Annotated in this window: 23 protein-coding genes; 2 read left to right on the top strand and 21 right to left on the bottom strand. The window is 42.7% G+C overall.

The window, feature by feature from the left end; genetic code table 11:
* Positions 1–159: 159 nt before the first annotated feature.
* Entirely contained in the window at positions 160–1,614 is a 1,455-nt protein-coding gene (locus TZ91_RS02160) for an alpha-amylase (RefSeq protein WP_004259821.1), read from the top strand.
* Positions 1,615–1,703: 89 nt separating this feature from the next.
* Here TZ91_RS02160 and alaS read toward each other — a convergent pair whose 3' ends face one another.
* The 10 genes from alaS to budA form a co-directional block, all read right to left on the bottom strand.
* Entirely contained in the window at positions 1,704–4,322 is a 2,619-nt protein-coding gene (alaS, locus tag TZ91_RS02155) for an alanine--tRNA ligase (protein WP_033686762.1), read from the bottom strand.
* A 21-nt stretch (positions 4,323–4,343) separates the two neighbouring features.
* Positions 4,344–4,829 carry an LURP-one-related/scramblase family protein gene (locus tag TZ91_RS02150; RefSeq protein WP_033686763.1) on the bottom strand — a complete coding sequence of 162 codons (486 nt, stop codon included), beginning with the start codon at positions 4,827–4,829 and terminating at the stop codon, positions 4,344–4,346.
* A 272-nt stretch (positions 4,830–5,101) separates the two neighbouring features.
* Positions 5,102–5,353 (bottom strand): hypothetical protein, encoded by a 252-nt coding sequence (locus TZ91_RS10780; protein WP_033686764.1) that lies wholly within the window; start codon positions 5,351–5,353, stop codon positions 5,102–5,104.
* Between the two features lie 149 nt (positions 5,354–5,502).
* Positions 5,503–6,573 carry an ABC transporter substrate-binding protein gene (locus tag TZ91_RS02140; protein WP_000737952.1) on the bottom strand — a complete coding sequence of 357 codons (1,071 nt, stop codon included), beginning with the start codon at positions 6,571–6,573 and terminating at the stop codon, positions 5,503–5,505.
* The gene (locus TZ91_RS02135) at positions 6,570–7,343 is read right to left on the bottom strand and encodes an ABC transporter permease (RefSeq protein ID WP_000712740.1); all 774 of its coding nucleotides are present in this window, start codon (positions 7,341–7,343) and stop codon (positions 6,570–6,572) included. Before TZ91_RS02135 ends, TZ91_RS02140 begins: the two co-directional genes overlap by 4 nt.
* A complete protein-coding gene (locus tag TZ91_RS02130; RefSeq protein ID WP_000753801.1) occupies positions 7,340–8,146 on the bottom strand; it encodes an ABC transporter permease in 807 nt (268 codons plus the stop codon). Before TZ91_RS02130 ends, TZ91_RS02135 begins: the two co-directional genes overlap by 4 nt.
* Complete coding sequence (locus TZ91_RS02125) at positions 8,127–9,284, bottom strand: ABC transporter ATP-binding protein (RefSeq protein ID WP_000742900.1); 1,158 nt, start codon at positions 9,282–9,284, stop codon at positions 8,127–8,129. The genes TZ91_RS02130 and TZ91_RS02125 overlap by 20 nt, the downstream gene beginning before the upstream one ends.
* A gap of 159 nt (positions 9,285–9,443) precedes the next feature.
* A complete protein-coding gene (murB, locus tag TZ91_RS02120) occupies positions 9,444–10,349 on the bottom strand; it encodes a UDP-N-acetylmuramate dehydrogenase (RefSeq protein WP_033686766.1) in 906 nt (301 codons plus the stop codon).
* Positions 10,350–10,461: 112 nt separating this feature from the next.
* The gene (locus TZ91_RS02115) at positions 10,462–11,214 is read right to left on the bottom strand and encodes a YhfC family intramembrane metalloprotease (RefSeq protein ID WP_033686767.1); all 753 of its coding nucleotides are present in this window, start codon (positions 11,212–11,214) and stop codon (positions 10,462–10,464) included.
* Between the two features lie 9 nt (positions 11,215–11,223).
* A complete protein-coding gene (gene budA / locus TZ91_RS02110; protein WP_033681610.1) occupies positions 11,224–11,955 on the bottom strand; it encodes an acetolactate decarboxylase in 732 nt (243 codons plus the stop codon).
* A 141-nt stretch (positions 11,956–12,096) separates the two neighbouring features.
* On the opposite strand from budA, the gene TZ91_RS02105 reads away from it, so the two are divergent.
* A complete protein-coding gene (locus TZ91_RS02105) occupies positions 12,097–13,368 on the top strand; it encodes an aminotransferase-like domain-containing protein (protein WP_033686770.1) in 1,272 nt (423 codons plus the stop codon).
* A 20-nt stretch (positions 13,369–13,388) separates the two neighbouring features.
* Here TZ91_RS02105 and TZ91_RS02100 read toward each other — a convergent pair whose 3' ends face one another.
* The 11 genes from TZ91_RS02100 to TZ91_RS02050 all read right to left on the bottom strand — a co-directional run bounded on the left by TZ91_RS02100 (position 13,389) and on the right by TZ91_RS02050 (position 21,991).
* On the bottom strand, positions 13,389–14,204 hold the full coding sequence (locus TZ91_RS02100) for an ABC transporter substrate-binding protein (RefSeq protein WP_045597021.1): 816 nt from the start codon (positions 14,202–14,204) through the stop codon (positions 13,389–13,391).
* Between the two features lie 157 nt (positions 14,205–14,361).
* The gene (phoU, locus tag TZ91_RS02095; protein ID WP_000946458.1) at positions 14,362–15,015 is read right to left on the bottom strand and encodes a phosphate signaling complex protein PhoU; all 654 of its coding nucleotides are present in this window, start codon (positions 15,013–15,015) and stop codon (positions 14,362–14,364) included.
* Between the two features lie 11 nt (positions 15,016–15,026).
* A complete protein-coding gene (gene pstB, locus TZ91_RS02090) occupies positions 15,027–15,785 on the bottom strand; it encodes a phosphate ABC transporter ATP-binding protein PstB (protein ID WP_000133484.1) in 759 nt (252 codons plus the stop codon).
* A gap of 12 nt (positions 15,786–15,797) precedes the next feature.
* Positions 15,798–16,601: a phosphate ABC transporter ATP-binding protein PstB gene (pstB, locus tag TZ91_RS02085; RefSeq protein WP_000049848.1), complete on the bottom strand. Its 804-nt coding sequence runs from the start codon at positions 16,599–16,601 to the stop codon at positions 15,798–15,800.
* A gap of 10 nt (positions 16,602–16,611) precedes the next feature.
* A complete protein-coding gene (locus tag TZ91_RS02080) occupies positions 16,612–17,238 on the bottom strand; it encodes an ABC transporter permease subunit (protein ID WP_033686773.1) in 627 nt (208 codons plus the stop codon).
* Positions 17,228–18,145: a phosphate ABC transporter permease subunit PstC gene (gene pstC / locus TZ91_RS02075; protein WP_033686774.1), complete on the bottom strand. Its 918-nt coding sequence runs from the start codon at positions 18,143–18,145 to the stop codon at positions 17,228–17,230. Before pstC ends, TZ91_RS02080 begins: the two co-directional genes overlap by 11 nt.
* A complete protein-coding gene (locus TZ91_RS02070; RefSeq protein ID WP_020903179.1) occupies positions 18,145–19,023 on the bottom strand; it encodes a phosphate ABC transporter substrate-binding protein PstS family protein in 879 nt (292 codons plus the stop codon). Before TZ91_RS02070 ends, pstC begins: the two co-directional genes overlap by 1 nt.
* 220 nt (positions 19,024–19,243) lie before the next feature.
* Positions 19,244–20,548 (bottom strand): RsmF rRNA methyltransferase first C-terminal domain-containing protein, encoded by a 1,305-nt coding sequence (locus TZ91_RS02065; protein WP_033686775.1) that lies wholly within the window; start codon positions 20,546–20,548, stop codon positions 19,244–19,246.
* Positions 20,549–21,322, bottom strand: coding sequence for an inositol monophosphatase family protein (locus TZ91_RS02060; RefSeq protein ID WP_033686776.1), 774 nt, complete (start codon positions 21,320–21,322; stop codon positions 20,549–20,551).
* On the bottom strand, positions 21,312–21,590 hold the full coding sequence (locus TZ91_RS02055) for a UPF0223 family protein (RefSeq protein WP_033686777.1): 279 nt from the start codon (positions 21,588–21,590) through the stop codon (positions 21,312–21,314). Before TZ91_RS02055 ends, TZ91_RS02060 begins: the two co-directional genes overlap by 11 nt.
* Positions 21,590–21,991: a Spx/MgsR family RNA polymerase-binding regulatory protein gene (locus TZ91_RS02050; protein ID WP_000631254.1), complete on the bottom strand. Its 402-nt coding sequence runs from the start codon at positions 21,989–21,991 to the stop codon at positions 21,590–21,592. The genes TZ91_RS02055 and TZ91_RS02050 overlap by 1 nt, the downstream gene beginning before the upstream one ends.
* Positions 21,992–22,184 lie beyond the last annotated feature (193 nt).

The following is a 22,184-nucleotide window of genomic DNA, read 5'->3' as shown; positions in this document are numbered from 1 at the left end:
ATCTATGTAATTTACTATTATTATAGCGCTTTCATTTTAAAAATCAACATTTTATATAAAATAGTCAAAAACTTATTATTTAGTATTACGCAAACGTTTGAGTCAAGAGATACTTTATGATAGAATAAAGAACAAGATTGACAAGTAAGAGGAAAAATCATGCAAAATCAAACACTTATGCAATACTTTGAATGGTATCTCCCCCACGACGGCCAGCACTGGACGCGTCTAGCTGAAGATGCTCAACACTTAGCTGATCTCGGTATTAGCCATGTCTGGATGCCACCAGCTTTTAAGGCAACCAATGAAAAAGATGTAGGCTATGGTGTCTATGACTTATTTGACTTAGGAGAGTTTAATCAAAAAGGAACTGTCCGCACCAAGTATGGTTTTAAAGAAGATTATCTTCAAGCCATTCAAGCTCTAAAAGCGCAGGGAATCCAGCCTATGGCTGATGTGGTGCTCAATCACAAGGCTGCTGCTGATCACATGGAAGCCTTTCAGGTTATTGAGGTGGATCCTGTAGACCGTACAGTTGAGCTTGGAGACCCCTTCACAATCAATGGCTGGACTAGCTTTACCTTCGATGGTCGCCAAGATACATACAATGACTTCCACTGGCACTGGTACCACTTCACCGGTACAGACTACGATGCCAAACGCCGTAAGTCTGGGATTTATCTGATCCAAGGTGACAATAAAGGCTGGGCTAACGAGGAATTGGTCGATAACGAAAACGGAAACTACGACTACCTCATGTATGCCGACCTAGACTTTAAACATCCTGAAGTCATTCAAAACATCTATGACTGGGCTGACTGGTTCATGGAAACGACTGGTGTAGCTGGTTTCCGCTTGGATGCCGTTAAACACATTGACTCTTTCTTCATGCGCAATTTTATCCGTGATATGAAGGAAAAATACGGTGAGGATTTCTATGTTTTTGGTGAATTTTGGAATCCTGACAAGGAAGCCAATCTGGACTATCTTGAAAAAACGGAAGAACGCTTTGACCTTGTTGATGTTCGTCTCCACCAGAATCTCTTTGAAGCCAGTCAAGCTGGCGCAAACTATGACCTTCGTGGCATTTTCACAGATAGCCTGGTTGAACTCAAGCCTGACAAGGCTGTGACTTTTGTCGACAACCACGATACACAACGAGGTCAGGCTCTTGAGTCTACCGTTGAAGAATGGTTCAAACCAGCAGCCTATGCCCTCATTCTATTACGCCAAGATGGGCTTCCATGTGTCTTTTACGGCGACTACTATGGGATTTCAGGGCAATATGCTCAACAAGATTTCAAAGAAGTCCTTGACCGCCTCCTAACCATCCGAAAAGATTTGGCCTATGGAGAACAAAATGACTACTTTGATGATGCTAACTGTATCGGTTGGGTACGCTCAGGTGCTGAAAATCAATCCCCAATCGCAGTCTTGATTTCAAATGACCAAGAAAACAGCAAGTCAATGTTTGTCGGCCAAGAATGGGCTAACCAAACCTTTGTAGATTTACTTGAAAACCACCAAGGTCAAGTTACAATTGATGAGGAAGGTTATGGACAATTCCCAGTCTCAGCTGCTTCGGTAAGTGTCTGGGCAGCTAATACAATCTAATTGCCAATGATTATAAAGCCAGGTCCAATCGGATTTGGCTTTTTTGTATTCAAAAAAAGACCTACCCAAATGGATAGATCTTTACTTGATTACAATTTACCTGCTACTGCATCCAACAATTCTTGAATCTTAGCTTGGTTGCTTCCTCCTGCCATGGCCATGTCTGGTTTACCACCACCACGTCCATCGACGATTGGTGCCAATTCTTTGACAAGGTTTCCAGCATGAAGGTCTTTTGTCTTGCTTGCTACAAGGACATTGACTTTGTCACCGATAGCAGCAACTAGGACAAGAAGATCAGAGTAGTCTTTTTGTTTCCAGTTATCCGCAAAAGTACGAAGAGCACCTGCATCTGATACAGAAACTTGACTAGCAATGTAACGGTGACCATTGACTTCCTTCACATCCTTGAAGATATCGCCTGCGGCTGCAGCTGCGGCTTTTTCTTTCAATTCAGCATTTTCTTTTTGAAGTTGACGAAGTTGTTCTTGAAGTCCTTCTACTTTGTGAGGAACTTCCTTGACTTGAGGTGCTTTCAAGGTTGCTGCGACAGCTTTAAGAGCGTCTTCTTGTTCACGGTAGGCTTCAAAGGCTTCCTTACCAGTCACTGCCAAGATACGGCGAGTTCCTGATCCAATACCTTCTTCTTTGACAATCTTGAAGAGTCCAATCTCAGAAGTATTGCCAACGTGGGTACCACCACAAAGCTCGATAGAGTAGTCACCGATAGTAACAACACGGACTTCCTTACCGTATTTCTCACCAAAGAGGGCCATAGCACCCATTTCCTTAGCAGTGTCAATATCTGTTTCAACTGTCTTCACTTCAAGAGCTTCCCAAATTTTCTCGTTAACTTGCTGTTCAATGGCACGAAGTTCTTCAGCAGTTACTGCTTGGAAGTGAGTGAAGTCAAAGCGAAGGAATTCTACTTCATTAAGCGAACCTGCCTGAGTTGCATGGCTGCCAAGGATATTGTGAAGAGCCGCATGGAGCAAGTGAGTAGCAGTGTGGTTTTTCATGACACGGTGACGACGATTTGTATCAATTGCCAAAGTGTATTCTTGGTTTAAGGCAAGCGGTGTAAGAACTTCAACCGTGTGAAGAGCTTGTCCGTTTGGAGCTTTTTGAACATTTGTCACAGTAGCTACAACCTTGCCTGACCCATCCAAGATTTGTCCATGGTCAGCTACCTGTCCACCCATTTCAGCATAGAATGGCGTTTCCGCAAAGATAAGTGAGGCAGTTCCTTCTGATACAGCTTCTACTTCTGCATTGTCAGCCACGATAGCCACCAACTTAGAAGGCAATTGGCTAGCATTGTAGTTGAAGACACTTTCTACAGTGATGTTTTGAAGGGTTTCATTTTGCATACCCATTGAACCACCTTTAACAGCTGACGCACGCGCACGTTCTTGCTGTTCTTTCATAGCTGCTTCAAAACCTTCACGGTCTACAGTCATACCAGCTTCTTCAGCGATTTCTTCAGTCAATTCAACTGGGAATCCATAAGTGTCATAAAGTTTGAATACATCTGAACCAGCAATGACAGATTGACCTTTTTCTTTCAAGTCTGCTACAATGCCTTGGGCAAAGTGTTGACCTGAGTGAAGAGTACGCGCAAATGATTCTTCTTCGCTCTTAACGATTTTTTCGATAAAGTCACGTTTTTCAAGCACTTCTGGGTAGTAGCTTTCCATGATTTTTCCAACGGTTGGAACGAGTTTGTAAAGGAAAGGCTCGTTGATTCCCAATTTTTGACCATGCATAGAAGCACGACGGAGAAGACGACGAAGGACGTAACCACGACCTTCATTTCCAGGAAGGGCACCATCACCGATGGCAAATGAAAGAGAACGGATGTGGTCAGCGATGACCTTGAAGCTCATGTTGTCGCCATCTTGGTCATAGACCTTACCAGACAATTTCTCCACTTCACGAATGATCGGCATGAAGAGGTCTGTTTCAAAGTTGGTCTTAGCCCCTTGGATAACTGCCACCAAACGCTCCAAACCAGCGCCCGTATCAATGTTCTTGTGTGGCAATTCCTTGTACTCGCTACGAGGAACAGCAGGATCTGCATTAAATTGTGACAAAACGATGTTCCAGATTTCGATGTAACGGTCGTTTTCGATATCTTCTGCAAGAAGGCGAAGACCGATATTTTCTGGGTCAAAGGCTTCTCCACGGTCAAAGAAGATTTCTGTATCTGGTCCAGAAGGTCCTGCACCGATTTCCCAGAAGTTGTCCTCGATTGGAATCAAGTGACTTGGGTCCACTCCCACTTCAATCCAGCGGTTGTAAGAATCTTTATCATCTGGATAGTAGGTCATGTAAAGTTTCTCAGCTGGGAAATCAAACCATTCAGGGCTTGTCAAAAGCTCATAAGCCCAAGTGATGGCTTCGTCACGGAAGTAATCACCGATAGAGAAGTTCCCCAACATTTCAAACATGGTATGGTGACGTGCAGTCTTCCCTACGTTTTCGATGTCGTTGGTACGGATAGCCTTTTGAGCATTGGTAATACGTGGATTTTCAGGGATAATAGTCCCGTCAAAATATTTCTTAAGAGTTGCTACCCCTGAGTTGATCCACAAAAGAGTTGGATCATTTACAGGAACCAAACTCACTGATGGTTCTACAGAGTGACCTTTGGTCGCCCAGAAATCAAGCCACATTTGGCGTACTTGTGCACTAGATAGTTGTTTCATATTGTCTCCTTATTTACTTGTTTAATGTGATTGGCTTTCCAGCATCTCCACATAGTCAATCGCGACACAGAGGGAAATGACTAGGTCTGCATAAGCGTCCTCAATAACTGTTACGTTATAAGTAGAGGTCAGATGGAAGAGTTCTTTCCTGATTTCCGCAATCAACTGATCACGATCATCCAGCAATTTGAAATTCAAATCCCATATATTACCCTCGATACGAAGCCCTAGATTATCAAACTCATACTTATCTCGCCAGAAGGTCAACTTCTTACGAATGACAAAACTCGAGCCATCCCGAAGCTGAATCTCAAAACGAGGAAGCAAGGTTAAGATTTCTTTACTAATCTGACTGACCTGTTCACCATTAACGTCATAGATGGTAAAAGTTTTGGGAATCTTAAAAAATGATCCCTCTACCTGATAGGCGATTTCTCCCCTGTCATCCTTGATAGCGAAGCGTTCGCCTCCAAGACGAAACTTTTGTTTGACAAGAAATGTTTTCATCAACACCTCCAAAAATCAAAAGACAAGCTCATATCACGAAGGGCGAAAAACCGCGGTACCACCTTCATTCAATGAACTTGTCATTCTCTTATTCTTATGCAATTGTATGATTGAGTAGCATGACTTTCTAGCTTAGATGGCTCGCAGCACCGCCATTTCTCTGGACTAAGACAAGTGAAAATCAATTCTCAACTTTCTTATTATAACGTTTTTTTAAGTCTGCGTCAACTGGAAATGATACCCATTTAATAACCCATTTCCTACATCTCAGATTACTTTTTCAGAACATATTTTTTCTTACTACTATCACTCTTTTTATCCCAACTTTTATTCCAAAGTTTTGAATTGTTAAAGATAGCTTCGAAAAAATTTACAAATATAAAGAACCCTATCACCAAATGTATGGAATCAGTTGTTAGGTATTGTCGATCCAAACCATCCTTTAGAGAGAATAGTATAACAGTTTGCTGAACAGTCAAAAAGGCTGGCCAAAAAAATTTTTTGAAAAAAGTAGATATTTTCATTATTTGTTACCGCTTTCTGTATGGTTAAACTTAGTATACTACTGGGAAAGAAAATAAGCAACTAGAATAGAAAAAGATACCGTTACAAAAATTGCCTTTTATTTTTTAAAAAACGAACCAGCTTGACTGATTCGTTTTCTTACGTTCTCCTACTTCCGATACATTTTAAACTGTAGGAAGAGGTCGCTATATTTGCCTGTCCATTTATGGTCAAATTTCTCATAAACTTCTAGGTGTTTCATGGTTTCAGCATCTGGATAGAAGGCTTTATCTTCTTTTTTCTCCTCTGGGAGTAATTCCTTAGCTGGTAGGTTTGGTGTTGAATAGCCGACATACTCTGCATTTTTGAGTGCATTTTCAGGTTTCAACATAAAGTTGATAAAGGCATAGGCGGCATCTTGGTTTTTGACTGTTTTGGGAATGACCATATTGTCAAACCAAAGGTTGCTGGCTTCTGTCGGTACCACATAGCGTAGGTTTTCATTTTTTTCTAGCATTTGGCTGGCTTCACCAGAGAAGGTCACACCGATTGCAGCGTTATTCTGAATCATGTAGCCCTTCATCTCGTCTGCCACAATAGCCTTGATATTTGGAGTCAGCTTGTAGAGCTTATCTACTGTCTCTTCCAACTGCTGGGTATCCTTGGAGTTAAGGCTATAGCCGAGGGAATTTAGTCCGAGTCCCAGCACCTCACGCGCCCCATCAAAGAGCATGATAGAGTTCTTATACTCTGGCTTCCAGAGGTCATCCCAATGCTCAGGCGCCTCATCTACCATGGTTTCATTGTAGACAATTCCCAAGGTTCCCCAGAAGTAAGGAATGGAGAATTTATTGCCTGGGTCAAAGGACTGGTTGAGAAACTCTGGTCCGATATTTTCAAGACCTTCAAGTTTTGAATAATCAAGCGGAACCAAGAGATCTTCGTCCTTCATCTTGTTAATCATGTATTCACTAGGAATGGCAATATCATAGGTCGTTCCACCCTGCTTAATCTTTGTATACATGGCTTCATTGGAGTCAAAAGTCTCGTACTGGACTTGGATTCCTGTTTCTTCTGTGAATTTCTCCAAGAGTTCAGGATCGATATAATCACCCCAGTTGTAAATGACCAGTTTTTGACTATCTCGACTATTGATTTTACTATCTAGATGCGTCGCAATTCCCCACAAGACCAGGATAATGGCTACAATTCCTGCTAAAAATGAATAGAGTTTTTTCATGCTTGCTCCTCCTTCTCACGTGAGATAAAATAATATCCAACAACCAGGATAATACTAAAGAGAAAGACAAGGGCAGACAGGGCATTGATCTCTAGCGAAATCCCCTTCCGAGCACGAGAGTATATCTCAACTGATAGAGTTGAAAAGCCATTTCCCGTTACAAAGAAGGTCACAGCAAAGTCATCTAGCGAATAGGTGAAGGCCATGAAATAACCAGCAATGATAGACGGAGTCAGGTAAGGAAGCATGATTTCCTTAAACATCTGAAATTGACTGGCACCAAGGTCATAGGCCGCATGAATCATATCGCCATTCATTTCCTTGAGTCGAGGTAAGACCATCAAGACCACGATAGGAATGGAGAAGGCTACGTGACTAGATAGAACAGTCAAAAAGCCAAGTGAAAACTTGAGTTGGGTAAAGAGAATCAAGAAGCTGGCACCAATCATAACATCAGGCGCAACCATGAGGATATTATTGAGTGAAAGAAAGGCTTCTTGGTATTTCTTACGAGACTGGTAGATGTAAATAGCTCCAAAAGTCCCGATAATGGTCGCAATCAAGGCTGACAGGAAGGCCAAGAAAAAGGTCTGGGTCACAATTAACATAAGGCGACCATCGCCAAACATAGTTTTAAAATGGCTCAGGCTGAAGCCTGTAAAGCTATTCATGTCGTTTCCTGCATTAAAGGCGTAACCAATCAAGTAAAAAATCGGCAGGTAGAGGACAAGAAAAACCAGTCCCAGATATAGATTGGCAAATTTTTTCATCGTTCTCTCCTTTCCTTGGTCACCCACATGGTGATGAACATGGTCAGGATGAGAATCACACCGATGGTAGAACCCATACCATAGTTGTCATTGGTCAGGAAGTTCTGCTCAATGGCTGTACCTAGTGTGATAACGCGGTTTCCACCAATCAAACGGGTCAGCATGAAGAGACTCAAACTTGGGATAAAGACCGATTGGACCCCACTTCTCACTCCGTTCATAGATAGAGGGAAGATGACATGACGGAAGGTTTCCCACTTGGTCGCACCAAGGTCGTAGCTGGCATTGATGAGATTGTTATCCATATCGTCCAAGACATTGAAAATCGGCAAAATCATAAAGGGAAGCTCGATGTAGCTTGCGACAAAGATAAAGGAGAAATCGGTAAAGAGCAACTGCTGTGAACCGATTCCGATAAATTCCAAAAATTGGTTAATAGAGCCATTTTGACCAAAAATCCCGATAAAGGCATAAGCTTTGAGGAGCAAATTGATCCAAGTAGGCAAGATAATCAGCATAAGCCAGAGTTGACGGTGCTTGAGACGGGTCAAAAATAGGGCTGTTGGATAGCTGATAAGGAGGGTTACAAAGGTCACAATTCCTGCATAGAGTACAGAGTTGAAACTCATTTTTAGATAGGTCAAGTTTTGTGACGCAAAGTAGGACTTATAATTTTCTAAACTGAACTGACCTTCGATATTGAAAAAGGATTGTCCGAAAATCAAGACCAAGGGTGCCAGGACAAAGAGGGCAATCCAGAGCATATAGGGCACTACAAAGAGTTTAGAGCTTGTTTTCTTCATCTCTTTCCTCCTCGATTGCATTGATCAGACCTGCTTCTTGCTCTTCGATTTCCACGTACTCCTCGATACGAGCATCGAACTCTTCTTCAGTTTCGTTGAGACGCATGATGTGGATGTCTTCTGGTTCAAAGTCCAGACCGATTTCCTCACCCACGATGGCCTTACGAGTCGAGTGGATCATCCATTCATTTCCAAGTTCGTCATAGGCGATAATTTCATAGTGAACTCCACGGAAGAGCTGGGTATCGACCTTAACTTGGAGCTTGCCTTCTTCAGGAAGGGTAATCCGCAAGTCCTCTGGACGAATAACAACCTCGACAGGCTCATTTGGCTTCATCCCCCCATCGACCGCTTCAAAGCGTTTGCCGTTAAACTCAACCAAGTAGTCCTCAATCATGGTTCCTGGCAAGATATTTGACTCACCGATAAAGGTGGCAACAAAATGGTTAATCGGCTCATCGTAGATATCCACAGGTGTTCCAGACTGGACAATCTCGCCATCATTCATAACAAAAATCCAGTCACTCATAGCCAGGGCTTCTTCCTGATCGTGAGTGACAAAGACAAAGGTAATGCCCAATCGTTGTTGCAGTTCACGTAGTTCATACTGCATGTCTGTTCTTAATTTCAAGTCCAACGCTGACAGAGGCTCGTCCAACAAAACCACACGGGGTTGGTTGATGATAGCACGAGCGATAGCCACACGCTGGCGTTGTCCTCCAGAGAGTTTTCGGATGGAACGCTTCTCATAACCTTCCAACTGAACCATCTTGAGAACTTCTGCTACACGCTGCTCGATTTCTTTCTTGTCAATCTTGCGCAAGCGGAGCGGAAAGGCAACATTTTCAAACACATTCATATGTGGAAACAAGGCATAGGATTGGAAGACCGTATGGACGTCACGCTTGTTGGTTGGAATGTCGTTGATACGAACACCGTCCAGCAAAATATCTCCAGTCGTCGCATCCAGTAAACCCGCAATGATGTTAAGGATGGTTGATTTCCCTGAACCAGATGCGCCTAGAAGGGTGTAGAATTTCCCTTCTTCCAACTCAAAGTTGATGTCTTTGAGAACCTTGGTGTTGCTGTCTTCAAAAACTTTAGAGACGTTTTTGAATTCAATAATTGGTTTTTTCAATTGTCATTTATTCCTTCTTTTTCATAGATTAACAGATCAGGGCTCTGTCAGGCCGCTACTACCTCGTGTAGGAGATTGAACTGCCTACATTCTTCTGCACTAACGATAGGCTTTCACCCCCTTTCCATGATATAGCAGCAGCTTTTCAACTACAGCTTTCTACTTGCTTTCACCTAAAATACGGACTTCTCTCTCAAGAGTAACGCCAGAGTGTTCCTTGACTTTTTCAATCACAGACTCAATCAAGTCCTCATAGTCTTTGGCCGTTCCATCTGCGACATTGATCATAAATCCTGCATGCTTTTCTGAGACTTCTACGCCACCGATACGATAGCCTTTCAAGCCAGCTTCTGAAATTAATTGACCTGCAAAATGCCCGACTGGACGCTTAAAGACCGAACCACAAGATGGGTATTCTAAAGGTTGCTTGAGTTCACGTAGATGCGTCAAGCGGTCCATTTCTTGCTTGATAACCTGATGGTTTCCTGGAGCAAGGGCAAATTTAGCTGACAGAACAACTGCACCAGACTCTTGAATAGCTGAATGGCGGTAACCAAAAGCCAGGTCCTTGGCAGACAGAGTCTCGATTTCTCCATCCTTGGTCAAGACCTTACAAGACTGTAAGATATGGGAAATCTCGCCACCATAAGCGCCCGCATTCATAAAGACAGCACCACCGACGCTCCCTGGAATGCCACAAGCAAACTCAAAGCCAGTCAAACTATGACGAAGGGCAATGCGAGTTGTTTCAATCAAGTTAGCACCAGCTTCTGCTTCAATGGTATAGCCATCAACAGAAACATTATTGAGCTTGTCACACAAGATGACAAATCCACGAATTCCTCCATCACGAACGATGATATTGCTGGCATTGCCAAGAACCATCCAAGGTATATCTTCTTGATTGGCAAATTTCACAACGCGAGCCAACTCAAAACGATTTCGTGGAAAGACCAAATAATCAGCCTCTCCACCTACTTTTGTATAACTATAGCTATGCAAGGGTTCCTTAAAACGAATATCAATTCCTTCTAAGATTTCAAGCATTTTTTCTTTTACTGACATGACACTCTTCCTTTTACAAAATTCATTCCATTATACCATTTTTAAGACCATTTGACGACCCTAAAAAAATCTTGGGCTTATTTTAAACAAAAAAAGAGGTTTCCCCCTTTTCTTATGATTTTTTGCAAAAAATTGCCTTAGTTCCATAGGCAACTAGGAACAGTTCAACTAGTAGAATGACTTCAACCAAGACTGGACTTGTCAGCCAGCCAACTTGGGCTAGAGATGGTGCCAGGTCAAAGAAGGCATGTAGTCCATAGGCCGCTAGGAGATAAATCCATTTCTTCTGGCGAACAGCTTGGTAAACCCAAACAGTCAAAAGCAATTGGAAACCTAGAGCCAAAATTCGCTCAAAACCAAGCAAATAAATCTGCCAGACAGAAAGTGACTGGATAGTTTTCAACATATTTTCAGACAGCAATTGCATAACCTGTGGATTCTGAGTTTGAACTGCCGAGAGAACGATGTAGAGATTAATCAAACTAGTAAGGCCTAGGAAAATCAATTCCAAACCACCATGCCCCAAGCCATAGGCCAAGGCATCTGCCTTTTCCAAACTTCTCTTTTTCTCCAACCATTTGAAGAAAACAAGGCGAGCTGTTTCCTCAAAAAATGCTGCCATGGCTAGGCCATAGATGATATAGACAAGCGGATGGTCTTGCAAGAGGGTAATACTACCGTCTTTTTGAGGATGTAAAACCAAGATATGCACCAGTTTTTCTAAAATCTGTGAAGAGACAAAGAAAGCAACAGCCCCCAAGCCCAAGACAGCTAGATTAATCTGGTGTTTCTTTTTGGCATACCAAATGCTTCCTATCAAGAAAGCCAGCAACAGAAACATGGTAATAATGATATGAATGGTCATTTTCTTCTCCTATTCCGCCTTTTCAATATCTTTTTTCATCTCGTCAACATTGAACTTAGCAAACAAGTATTGACGATCTTGGACTGGAAAACGTTGGTCCAACTGGTCAACCGCTCCCACCTCGATAATCCCTTCCTTGATGACAAAGTCCATGACATGCCCACCGAAGGTCAAATCATCTGAGATGAAGTGTAGATGATAGCCTGCCACACTAACTCCATGGAAAATCTCTGGCGTCCAGAAACCAACGATGGTTCCTGCGACATTGTCACGACGATATTCAGGCTGATGGGTTGCAACATCAGCAAACTTGGTCTCTGGTGTCGACTTGGGAATCATGCGCACATGCATATGTGAAAATTCCCCACGAATCTTGATAGAGCGGAAAAGATTTTCCCCGTCATAATAAGACTCAATTCGCTCCTCCAATTCCTTGTCCGTCATCTCAAAGCGCTGGCGGAAAATAACCTCTGCCTGATGCGGTACTACCGCTGCATAAGGAATAAGGGCATCTGGTGATACTTCCACAATTTCTGGCTGATCTCCTGATCCTTTGGCCTGATAAGCCTTACCATCCAAGACAATTAATTCCCCATCAATGGAATCCAAGGTCCCCAAACCAAGGTCACCATGCTCTAGCAATTCTCCTACTGTCATGGTACCACCATAAAGGCCAGCCATCAAGGCTCCAAGGGTATTGTATTGAAATAATTTCACTGGTTCCTGCACGTTCTTATCCATTCTCTTTCTTGTCTGTTATTCTATAAATCTTACTCCTAAGTATACCACATTTGCCCCTAGATGTGAACGAGAGAAACACTTTAGACATTGCCAAGAAGGAAAAAAAAGGGTACAATGTAACAAAATCAAGGGAGGTATGGAATGAAGAAACAAAGCAAGTACCAAGAGGTCGTATCTTATCTGAAAAATAGTATCGAGTCTGGACGCTTTCCAACGGGAAGTCGCCTGCCTTCTATCCGTCAACTGAGCCTTGACTTTCACTGTAGCAAGGATACTGTCCAACGAGCCCTGCTGGAATTACGGCATGAACAATACCTCTATGCCAAGCCCCAGAGTGGTTACTATGTCCTAGAACAAGGGCAACACCAGGATCTAGAAATCGAAGTCACTGACGAACATGCCAGTGCCTATGACGATTTCCGACTCTGTGTCAATGAAACCTTGATTGGGCGGGAAAACTACCTCTTCAACTACTATGACAACCAAGAAGGATTAGAAGACTTAAGACAATCCATTCATAAACTCCTCTTTGACCAAGCCCTCTACTGCAAGGCTGACCAACTGGTATTGACTTCTGGAACCCAACAAGCCTTATTTATTCTCTCTCAAATATCCTTTCCTAGCCAAGCCAAGGAAATCTTGGTGGAACAGCCGACCTACCATCGGATGAATCGCCTCTTGATTGCTCAAGGTCTGGACTATCAAACGATCGAACGAGGCATTGATGGGATTGACTTTAAGGAGCTGGAGCGACACTTCAAGACAGGAAAAATTAAGTTTTTCTACACCATTCCTCGTTTTCACTATCCTCTGGGGCATTCCTATTCTGAGCAGGACAAACGGGCTATTCTTGACTTAGCTACCAAGTATGGTGTCTATATCGTAGAGGACGACTATTTGGGGGATTTGGACTCTAAAAAGGGCCAGACCTTCCACTATCTAGATACAGAGGGGCGCGTCATTTATATCAAGTCCTTCTCAACTAGCCTCTTTCCAGCCCTGCGGATTACAGCACTCATCCTTCCAAATGCTATCAAAGAAGCCTTTGTGGCCTACAAAAATATCCTAGACTACGACAGCAACCTTATCATGCAAAAGGCCCTGTCACTCTATATTGACAGTCAATTGTTTGAGAAAAACCGTCTAGCTCGCTTGGCCAATCAGGAAGACTACCAAAAACAACTCGAGGAAAGATTAGCTAACACTCCTTGTTCCCTTCCTCATTTTCCCCTACACGATGGTTTATTACTAGACCTAAGACAGTATCCTAAAATTGCTAGTCTCAAACACAGCCAACTGGGCTTGGATTTCTTTGAAGAGGCTTACTTGGGTGCCTGTCCTTATCAATTTGCCAAGGTGTCCTTAGAAAATCTGGAAAAGGTTTTAAACTATTTAAAAGCAGAATTGGAATGACTTCCAACTCTGCTTTTTTCTTATTGTTCAACTTCTGTTAAGGTTGCCGCTTTTTCAAGATATTTTTGGTAGGTACCGTCATCCTTGAGTTTTTGGATGACCTTGTCCACCACTTCTTTCAAATCAGCACTATTTTTTCTAAGGGCAACTGCATTAGCTTCGCCGTCCTTCATCTTCAAGCTGACCGTTGCGACAGCTAGGTCGGCATTTTTAGCAGCATAGCTAAGGGCAACAGGCTCATCCATGTGAACAGCATCAACTTTTCCAGCCTGCAATTCATTAACTGCTTCACCCATATTGGTTAGGGAAGTTAATTGAGCTTTTGGCAATTGTTCCTTGACCATAGCTTCTGGAACAGTCCCTTTTTGGGCTGCAATATTAGCACTTTCAAGGCTAGTTAAATCCTTGTATTTTTCTACATCAGACTTACGAACCAAGAAACTAATCTTGTTTTCATAGTAAGGAATTGAAAAATCAAAGACTTCTTTTCTCTCATCAGTAGCGCTAATTCCTGCAACCGCTAGGTCAGCCTTACCAGTTTGAAGACTGGTCAATACATTGTCAAAACTCATGCTTGAAATTTCCAACTTCACCCCAAGTTCATCAGCGATAGCTTGGGCCATATCAATATCTGCACCGACTACCTGATTTTTCCCGTCAACTAAAGACTGAAATTCAAAAGGTGCATAGTCAGGACTAGTCGCGACAACTAATTTCCCCTTTTGCTTAATGGCATCAACAGCTGACTGAGACTCATTAGAACCCGACTGACAAGCTACTAAGAAGAAACTTGCAAGAAAACTACATAAAACAAATATCCATTTTTTTGATTTCATAAATAAACAACCTCTCTGTTAATTTTGTATAATTATAACGCTATCCAAGATGCTTGTCAAGTGTTTTTTGAATTTTTATCTTAAAAATATTTTTTTCATTCAATAAAAGGAGCTATCAGTTGATTCCAAGCTCCTTTTTATACAGAATAAATCTACTTTATAGTTCGACAATCTTACCTGTTTCAAAGTAAACAACCCATTCACAGATATTTTTAGCATAGTCTCCAATACGTTCCAAGAAGGCAATCACTTGGAAATAATCACGACCTGTAACAATGGCATCAGGATTTTTCTTGATCTCTTCTGTAGCCAAGTCACGAATGCTATCAAAATAATGGTTGATTTTTTCGTCCATAGCTGCTACTTCATAGGCCTGATCCACTGAACCATTCAGATAGAGTTCAAGGGCTGCTTCGACGAAGTTCTTGACATCACGCCCCATTCTCTTAATTTCTTCTTCAACAGCAGGGATACGTTGCTCCCCCTTCATACGAATTGCCGCCTTGGCAATGGAAACGGCATGGTCCCCCATACGCTCCAAGTCAGATACAGCCTTCAAGACTGTTAGAACTGTACGCAAGTCCTGAGAAACGGGTTGTTGAAGGGCAATCATTTCAAATGATTTCTTCTCCAATTTCACTTCGTATTCGTTTACTTCTGCATCGTCTTCGATGACTTCCTTGGCCAAATCACGGTCATGCGTAACAAAGGCACGCACTGTCCGATTGATTTGGGATAGCACTTCTTGTCCCATAGCATAGAACTGGTTGTGCAATTTCTCTAAATCTTCCTCAAATTGAGAACGTAACATCATTTATCTCCTTATCCAAATTTTCCTGAAATATAATCTTCTGTTTCCTTGTGTTGTGGGTTGAGGAACATCTTCTTGGTATCGTTAAACTCAATTAAATCTCCATCTAGGAAAAATCCTGTCTTGTCAGAGATACGAGAGGCTTGTTGCATGGAACGCGTAACCAAGAGCATGGTGTATTTATCTTTTAGACCATACAAGGTTTCCTCAATCTTCCCAGCAGATATAGGGTCCAAGGCTGAAGTCGGTTCATCCAAGAGAATGATTTTAGGACTGGTTGCCAAGACACGGGCAACACAAACACGTTGCTGTTGTCCACCTGAAAGCCCGATAGCTGAATCATGTAGGCGATCCTTGACCTCATCCCAGATGGAAGCTCGTTGCAAGGCTTTTTCTACTGCTTCATCCAGCACCTGCTTATCCTTCACTCCATTGATACGAAGCCCATAAACAACGTTTTCGTAGATAGACATAGGGAAGGGGTTTGGTTGTTGGAAAACCATCCCGATTTCCTTCCGCAATTCAACTGTATCTGTACGCGGGCTGTAGATATTGTGGCCGTTGTAAACCACTGAACCAGTTGTGGTTACCTCTGGATTGAGATCCCCCATACGGTTGATAGCCTTGAGAAGGGTTGACTTCCCTGATCCAGATGGACCAATCAAGGCTGTGATTTCCTTGGGTTGGAAAGATAAGGAAACACTATTCAAGGCCTTTTTTTGATTGTAGTAAACGGACAGGTCTGATACCTGTAAAATCGCTTCTGTCATACTGTTTCCTTTCTATCCAAAGTGTCCTGTTACGTAGTCATTGGTTGACTGTAGTTTGGCATTTTGGAAAATATTAGAGGTCTTATCGTACTCAATCAAGTCGCCCAAGTAGAAAAATCCTGTGTAGTCACTAGCACGCGCAGCCTGCTGCATACTGTGGGTCACGATGATGATGGTAAAGTCCTTCTTCAATTCCAACATCGTTTCTTCCAGCTGAGCTGTCGCAATCGGATCCAAGGCTGACGCAGGTTCATCCATCAAGAGGATATCTGGTTTAACAGAGATAGCACGAGCGATACAGAGACGTTGCTGCTGACCACCTGATAGGGTCAAGGCAGACTTGTGTAAATCGTCCTTGACCTGGTCCCAAAGGGCAGCCTGACGGAGAGAGGTTTCCACAATTTCATCCAAGACTTGCTTGTCCTTAACTCCTGCACGTTCATGGGCAAAAGTGATGTTACGGTAGATAGACTTGGCAAAGGGATTTGGTCGTTGGAAGACCATTCCAATATGCTTACGCATCTCATAAACATTGATTTCTGGGCGGTTGACATCAATCCCTTGATAGAGAATTTGACCTGTTACCTTGGCAATATCAATGGTATCATTCATACGGTTGAGACTGCGGAGGTAGGTTGATTTCCCTGAACCAGAAGGGCCAATTAAGGCAGTAATTTTATTCTTTTCAAATTGCATATCGATGCCCTTAATAGATTCATTTTTACCGTAGTAAACATGTAAATCCTTAGTTGAGAGGGCCACTTTCTCTTCAGGAAAGGTGATGATATGCTTTTCATCCCAATTATATTTTGACATGGCTTCTCCTTTAGGCAGCGGTTAATTTCTTATGTAGGTAGCTTCCGAGTTTACGGGCTCCAAAGTTAAAAATGAGGATAAAGATAAGGAGCACGGCCGCAGAACCTGCTGATACGATAGTTCCATCTGGAATAGTACCTTCACTATTGACTTTCCAGATATGGACAGCCAAGGTTTCTGCTTGACGGAAGATAGAGATTGGACTGGTCACACTGAGAATATTCCAGTTAGACCAGTCAAGGGCTGGAGCGGATTGTCCTGCTGTATAGATAAGAGCCGCAGCCTCACCAAAGATACGACCAGAAGCTAAGACGACCCCAGTCACAATACCTGGAAGAGCTTCTGGAATGACCACATGGACAACTGTCTCCAAACGAGAAATCCCAAGGGCCAGACCAGCCTCACGTTGCGTATGGTGAACGTGTTTCAAACTGTCCTCGACATTACGAGTCATCTGAGGCAAGTTAAAGACTGTCAAGGCCAAGGCAGATGATTTGCCAGTCAAGAAAGACCAAGAGATGTGGGGCAAACCACGAACCAAGATATAGAGAATCAAGGATGCCAAGATGGCAACAATAATTCCTGCAATTGAGTAGAGGACAGCTGTTGCAATTTTATCTAATTTCTTAGCGTGCATAGTTTTTCTTTCCTCTTTCTTTCGTAATCAATTTAATCACACTGTTAAAGGCCAAACTCATCAAAAGCAAGACTAAGGCCAGTGACCAGAGAACGTTATTGTCAACAGTTCCCATAACAGTATTTCCGATACCCATGGTCAACACAGAGGTCAAGGTCGCAGCAGGTGTTGTTAGTGAAGTTGGGACTACGGCTGAGTTTCCGACCACCATCTGAATGGCTAGAGCTTCACCAAAGGCACGCGCCATCCCAAAGACCACTGCTGTAAAAATCCCTGAACGCGCTGCCTTCAAGGTCACGCGCCAGATGGTTTGCCAGCGAGTGGCCCCCATAGCCAAACTAGCTTCACGATAATGACGAGGCACCGCACGCAAGCTATCGGTTGTCATAAAGGTTACCGTCGGTAAAATCATGACAAAGAGAACGAAAATCCCTGACAAGATTCCAAAACCAGTTCCACCAAAGATACTACGAACAAAGGGAACAACGACCTGCAAACCGATAAATCCATACACGACGGAAGGAATCCCAACCAGCAATTCAATAGCTGGTTGCAAAATTTTAGCACCCTTTGGTGAAACCTCGGTCATAAAGACTGCCGCACCAATGGCAAAAGGAGTTGCGATAAGGGCTGATAGGATTGTGACAATAAAGGAACCCAAAATCATGGGAAGGGCACCAAATTGTTTACCTGAAGGATTCCAAGTTTGTCCAAAGAGAAAATCAAAGATATTGACCCCATTGACAAAGAAGGTCGACAAACCTTTTTGGGCTACGAAGATTAAAATCATAGCCACAATGATGACAATCAAAGACAAACAGGCAAAGGTCAAGCCTTTTCCAAGTTTCTCTAAACGAGAGTTCTTTGAGGGAGAAAGTAATTTTTTAGCTAATTCTTCTTGATTCATTAGTGACTCCCTTCTAGTGCTGTCACCGTTCCTACAGCATCTTTTTCAACCTTCATTTCCTTAACAGAAATATAGCCCATCCCCTTAACGATTCCGCTTTGCGCTTCATCAGAGAGGACAAAGTTGAGAAATTCTGCCACCAATTCATTTGGTTGACCTAGGGTGTACATGTGTTCATAAGACCACAAAGGCCAGTTATTGCTTGTAACATTTTCTGCAATCGGCTCATAACCATTCAACTTCATGCGTTTAACTGAGTCATCCACATAGGCAAAGGCTAGGTAAGAAATGGCTCCTGGTGTCTGGGAAACAATGTTTTTGACCATCCCATTTGAATCCTGTTCTTGACTCTGCACGGCAGATTGACCATCCATGATAACACTATCAAAGGTGGCACGCGAACCTGAACTTGCCGCACGGTTGATAATGGAAATGGCTAGGTCTTTCCCACCGACTTCTTTCCAGTTGGTCACTTGACCAGTGAAGATGCTACGAAGTTGTTCAGTTGTCAGATTTTCAACATCAACTTCCTTGTTTACAATCACCGCCAAGCCCGCTACCGCTACCTTATGGTCCACTAGAGCGGATGCGTTGATACCGTCTTTTTCCTCGGCAAATACGTCTGAATTTCCTACATCAACAGCTCCAGACTGAACCTGAGACAAACCTGTACCAGATCCTCCACCTTGGACGTTGACTGTTTTTCCAACGTGCATAGAGCCAAATTCATCTGCTGCTGCTTCGACCAAGGGCTGAAGAGCCGTTGAGCCAACAGCTGTCATGGATTCTCCACGATCAATCCAGCTAGCACATCCCGCCAAAGAACCTGCCAGCAAAAGAGCTGCAAGGGATAAAGCGAGTTTTTTCCTTTTTTTCACTGTTTTTCTCCTTGAAAATAATGGTGAATGCTGTGAATTTTTTCAACTATTTATTTATGTTTTTCTTTTGAAAATTGGGAGCCAACTGAAGTTCTTTGCTTAGTTTTACTAGTCATTTGCTCAGTTACCTTGCCCACCAATTTTGACTTAAAATGAAAGACAATTTGAAAAAAATCCATACTTCCACTATAACATAGACAAGCTACTTTGACTAGCATTTTCACTTGAATCTGAGGCCTTTTGGAAAATAATTTTTCAAAACATTTCCAGTCACCTTTCCAAAGCCCAACCCGTTGCCTTGAACCAAAACTTGGTACCAACCATTTGGCAGACTTTCCGCCAGCTGAACGGTTTCTCCAGCCGCATACTTTACAAACTCCTCTCGGTCAATTTCAACTGACTGCTTTACCTGACTCGGTTTCAAGGCTAGACCAAGAGCAAAACTAGGCTCAAAGCGTTTCTTCTTAAAGGTACCCAGATGCAGTCCATTGCGAGCAATCTTGAGCTTCCCTAAATCTGGCAAGAGTTCGGGCAAGAGATAGAGTTGGTCACCAAAAGTCTGCAAGATTCCCCTTAGATTGATTTTCAAATGTTTTTGGGCAAATTCCTGCCACAAGGCAACTTGTTCTCGGCTGAGATTGCTTTTACTTGCCTTAAATTTAGGGGCGTGATTTTCACCCTTAAACTGTAGATGGGCTACAAACTGACCTTCTCCCTTAAAATGATGAGGATACATCCGAGCCGTTTCTGGCAGGTCAATACCAGCTACCATTCCATTGATATGCTCAACTGGCAACAAGTCAAAATCATACTCTTTCAGTAGCCAATTGACAATCTCTTCGTTTTCCTCAGGTGCCCAGGTACAAGTCGAATAAACCAGACGACCGCCCTCAGCTAACATGGTCACTGCATCTTCCAGAATTTCTCTTTGCAAGCTAGCGCATTGACTCGGATAATCTAAGCTCCAATAGTCCATAGCATCTGGTTGCTTACGGAACATCCCTTCACCAGAGCAAGGAGCATCAAGGACAATGAGGTCAAAATAGCCTTTAAAAACCTTGGCCAAGCGGTCAGCAGATTCATTGGTCACCACGACATTTGTCGCTCCAAAGCGCTCCATATTTTCTACTAAAATCTTAGCCCGTTTGCTTGAAATTTCATTGGAAACGAGAATACCCTCCCCTGCTAGATAGGCAGCCAGCTGAGTTGATTTTCCACCTGGAGCAGCGGCCAAATCCAAGACTTTCATACCAGGACTGGGTTGGGCTACCTGAGCAACCATCTGGGCAGCGGGTTCTTGCGAATAGACCAAACCTGTAGCATGCTCAGGCGATTTCCCTGAAACCTTCCCATAATGTCCCCAAGGAGTTTGAGGAATGGCATCAGGAAAGGAAACTTGCGCTTCTTTTAAAGGATTGACCCGAAAGGCCGAAACCGCTTCCTCCTCAAAAGAGGCAAGAAAATCTCTTGCCTCATCTCCTAATATCTCTTCATATTTTTCAACAAATCCTTCTGGAAATTGCATTTAAGTTCTTTTCCTTTCGTAAATATAGGATTGAATTTCCTCCTGCATCTCAAGAGGGACCATCATGACCGGCTGTCTGGTTTTAAAATCAAGCGGTTGACCAGATAGAGTCACGACCCGATAGCCCAGACTTTCCCCTAAAATACTAGCCGCAGCATAATCCCATGGTTGCAGATAAGTGACATAGGTCAACAAACGCCCTGACAAAATCTTGGCAAAACTAATGGCCGCACTCCCATAGACACGAACACCGAGGACCGCTTGACTCAAATCAGCCAGCCCCCATTCGTTGGTTTCCAGCATGCCACTATTGCCTGCAATGAGAAAATCTCCAAGTGGTTTTGCTTTAAAGGGAGCTAGGGGCTTATCATTTAGACAAACTGGAAATTCTCCACCACCGTGATAACAATCCCCTTTGACCACATCATAAATCAGGCCAAACTGTCCCTGACCATTCTCAAAATAAGCCATCATAACAGCAAAATCTTCCTGCTGGGCTACAAAATTATTGGTCCCATCAATCGGATCAATAACCCAAACCCTGCCCTCTTGAACCGAGGCTCGCAGACAACCTTCTTCAGCACAAATCTTATCTTCAGGATAACGAGACAAAATCTCACCAACCAATAGCTCCTGAACTTCCTTGTCCAGTCTGGTCACCAAATCTGTTGGAGAGGACTTGGTCTCAACACACAAGTCTTCCTGCATGTGGTCAAGAATGTACTGGCCTGCTTTCTTAATTAGCTCTTTAGCAAATTCAAACTTACTTTCCAAGAGAAATCTTTCCTTCCCCTTTTTCCTTAGCCGCCTGAACTACTCGGTAAAGCGAATAGCCACTCACTGTTTCAAATTCTCGTCCCAAACGTTTTTCTTCGCTCTTACTTGGCACGACCGCTTTGAATCCTTTATAGGAGTCCAGTAACTTTTGAGCCTCTACCTTGCCCTCATAGGCAGCTTCAACATCATTAAAAAAAGAAAGCACTGAAGCAAGTTCTTCAGTGCTCCACGACAAATCTAGTGGGTAACTATACTGTTTGTTCATTAACTAATACCAGCTCTCATTCTTGCTTCTTTTAGTTCTTGCTTACGGTAACTACGAGGGAGAAAAGCACGAATCTCATCTTCATTAAAACCGATTTGCATACGTTTGGCATCAATAATAATGGGACGACGCAAAAGACTAGGGTACTGCTCAATCAAATGAAGCAATTCCGATACCGAAATACTTTCTACATCAATATCTAATTTTTGAAAAATTTTTGAACGAGTTGAAATGATGTCATCAGTACCATTTTCGGTCAAGGAAAGGATGTGTTGCAATTCTTTTCTTGTTAAAGGACTGGTCATAATATTGTGTTCCTCAAAGGGAACCTTATGTTTTTCTAACCAGGCCTTTGCCTTACGACATGAAGTACAGCTCGGTGATAGAAATAGTGTAATCATGCTTTTCTCTTCTTATCTATACTTTGCTACTTCTATTATACAAAAAAATAAAGCGCTTGACTAGAGATTTTTAGAAAAAAAGCCTATTTTTTCAAGAAAAATAGACTGTTTGCGAACGATTAATACATTTCTTATTTAGTTAATTCACTCTTGGAGAGCTATATAGGGAAGTATTGGGCTCACAAAAAAGAAC

It is taken from the genome of Streptococcus mitis (assembly GCF_000960025.1).
In the GTDB taxonomy this organism is placed as follows: Bacteria; Bacillota; Bacilli; order Lactobacillales; family Streptococcaceae; genus Streptococcus; species Streptococcus mitis_DH.
The sequence above is the reverse complement of the archived record's forward strand: the minus strand, read 5'-3'. Positions and strand labels throughout refer to the sequence as shown.

Excerpts from the sequence above, each read along its gene's own strand:
- TZ91_RS02160 (WP_004259821.1), top strand. The coding sequence starts at position 160 with ATGCAAAATCAAACACTTATGCAATACTTTGAATGGTATCTCCCCCAC.
- alaS (WP_033686762.1), bottom strand. The coding sequence starts at position 4,322 with ATGAAACAACTATCTAGTGCACAAGTACGCCAAATGTGGCTTGATTTC.
- TZ91_RS02150 (WP_033686763.1), bottom strand. The coding sequence starts at position 4,829 with ATGAAAACATTTCTTGTCAAACAAAAGTTTCGTCTTGGAGGCGAACGC.
- TZ91_RS10780 (WP_033686764.1), bottom strand. The coding sequence starts at position 5,353 with ATGAAAATATCTACTTTTTTCAAAAAATTTTTTTGGCCAGCCTTTTTG.
- TZ91_RS02140 (WP_000737952.1), bottom strand. The coding sequence starts at position 6,573 with ATGAAAAAACTCTATTCATTTTTAGCAGGAATTGTAGCCATTATCCTG.
- TZ91_RS02135 (WP_000712740.1), bottom strand. The coding sequence starts at position 7,343 with ATGAAAAAATTTGCCAATCTATATCTGGGACTGGTTTTTCTTGTCCTC.
- TZ91_RS02130 (WP_000753801.1), bottom strand. The coding sequence starts at position 8,146 with ATGAAGAAAACAAGCTCTAAACTCTTTGTAGTGCCCTATATGCTCTGG.
- murB (WP_033686766.1), bottom strand. The coding sequence starts at position 10,349 with ATGTCAGTAAAAGAAAAAATGCTTGAAATCTTAGAAGGAATTGATATT.
- TZ91_RS02115 (WP_033686767.1), bottom strand. The coding sequence starts at position 11,214 with ATGACCATTCATATCATTATTACCATGTTTCTGTTGCTGGCTTTCTTG.
- budA (WP_033681610.1), bottom strand. The coding sequence starts at position 11,955 with ATGGATAAGAACGTGCAGGAACCAGTGAAATTATTTCAATACAATACC.
- TZ91_RS02105 (WP_033686770.1), top strand. The coding sequence starts at position 12,097 with ATGAAGAAACAAAGCAAGTACCAAGAGGTCGTATCTTATCTGAAAAAT.
- TZ91_RS02100 (WP_045597021.1), bottom strand. The coding sequence starts at position 14,204 with ATGAAATCAAAAAAATGGATATTTGTTTTATGTAGTTTTCTTGCAAGT.
- phoU (WP_000946458.1), bottom strand. The coding sequence starts at position 15,015 with ATGTTACGTTCTCAATTTGAGGAAGATTTAGAGAAATTGCACAACCAG.
- pstB (WP_000133484.1), bottom strand. The coding sequence starts at position 15,785 with ATGACAGAAGCGATTTTACAGGTATCAGACCTGTCCGTTTACTACAAT.
- pstB (WP_000049848.1), bottom strand. The coding sequence starts at position 16,601 with ATGTCAAAATATAATTGGGATGAAAAGCATATCATCACCTTTCCTGAA.
- TZ91_RS02080 (WP_033686773.1), bottom strand. The coding sequence starts at position 17,238 with ATGCACGCTAAGAAATTAGATAAAATTGCAACAGCTGTCCTCTACTCA.
- pstC (WP_033686774.1), bottom strand. The coding sequence starts at position 18,145 with ATGAATCAAGAAGAATTAGCTAAAAAATTACTTTCTCCCTCAAAGAAC.
- TZ91_RS02065 (WP_033686775.1), bottom strand. The coding sequence starts at position 20,548 with ATGCAATTTCCAGAAGGATTTGTTGAAAAATATGAAGAGATATTAGGA.
- TZ91_RS02055 (WP_033686777.1), bottom strand. The coding sequence starts at position 21,590 with ATGAACAAACAGTATAGTTACCCACTAGATTTGTCGTGGAGCACTGAA.
- TZ91_RS02050 (WP_000631254.1), bottom strand. The coding sequence starts at position 21,991 with ATGATTACACTATTTCTATCACCGAGCTGTACTTCATGTCGTAAGGCA.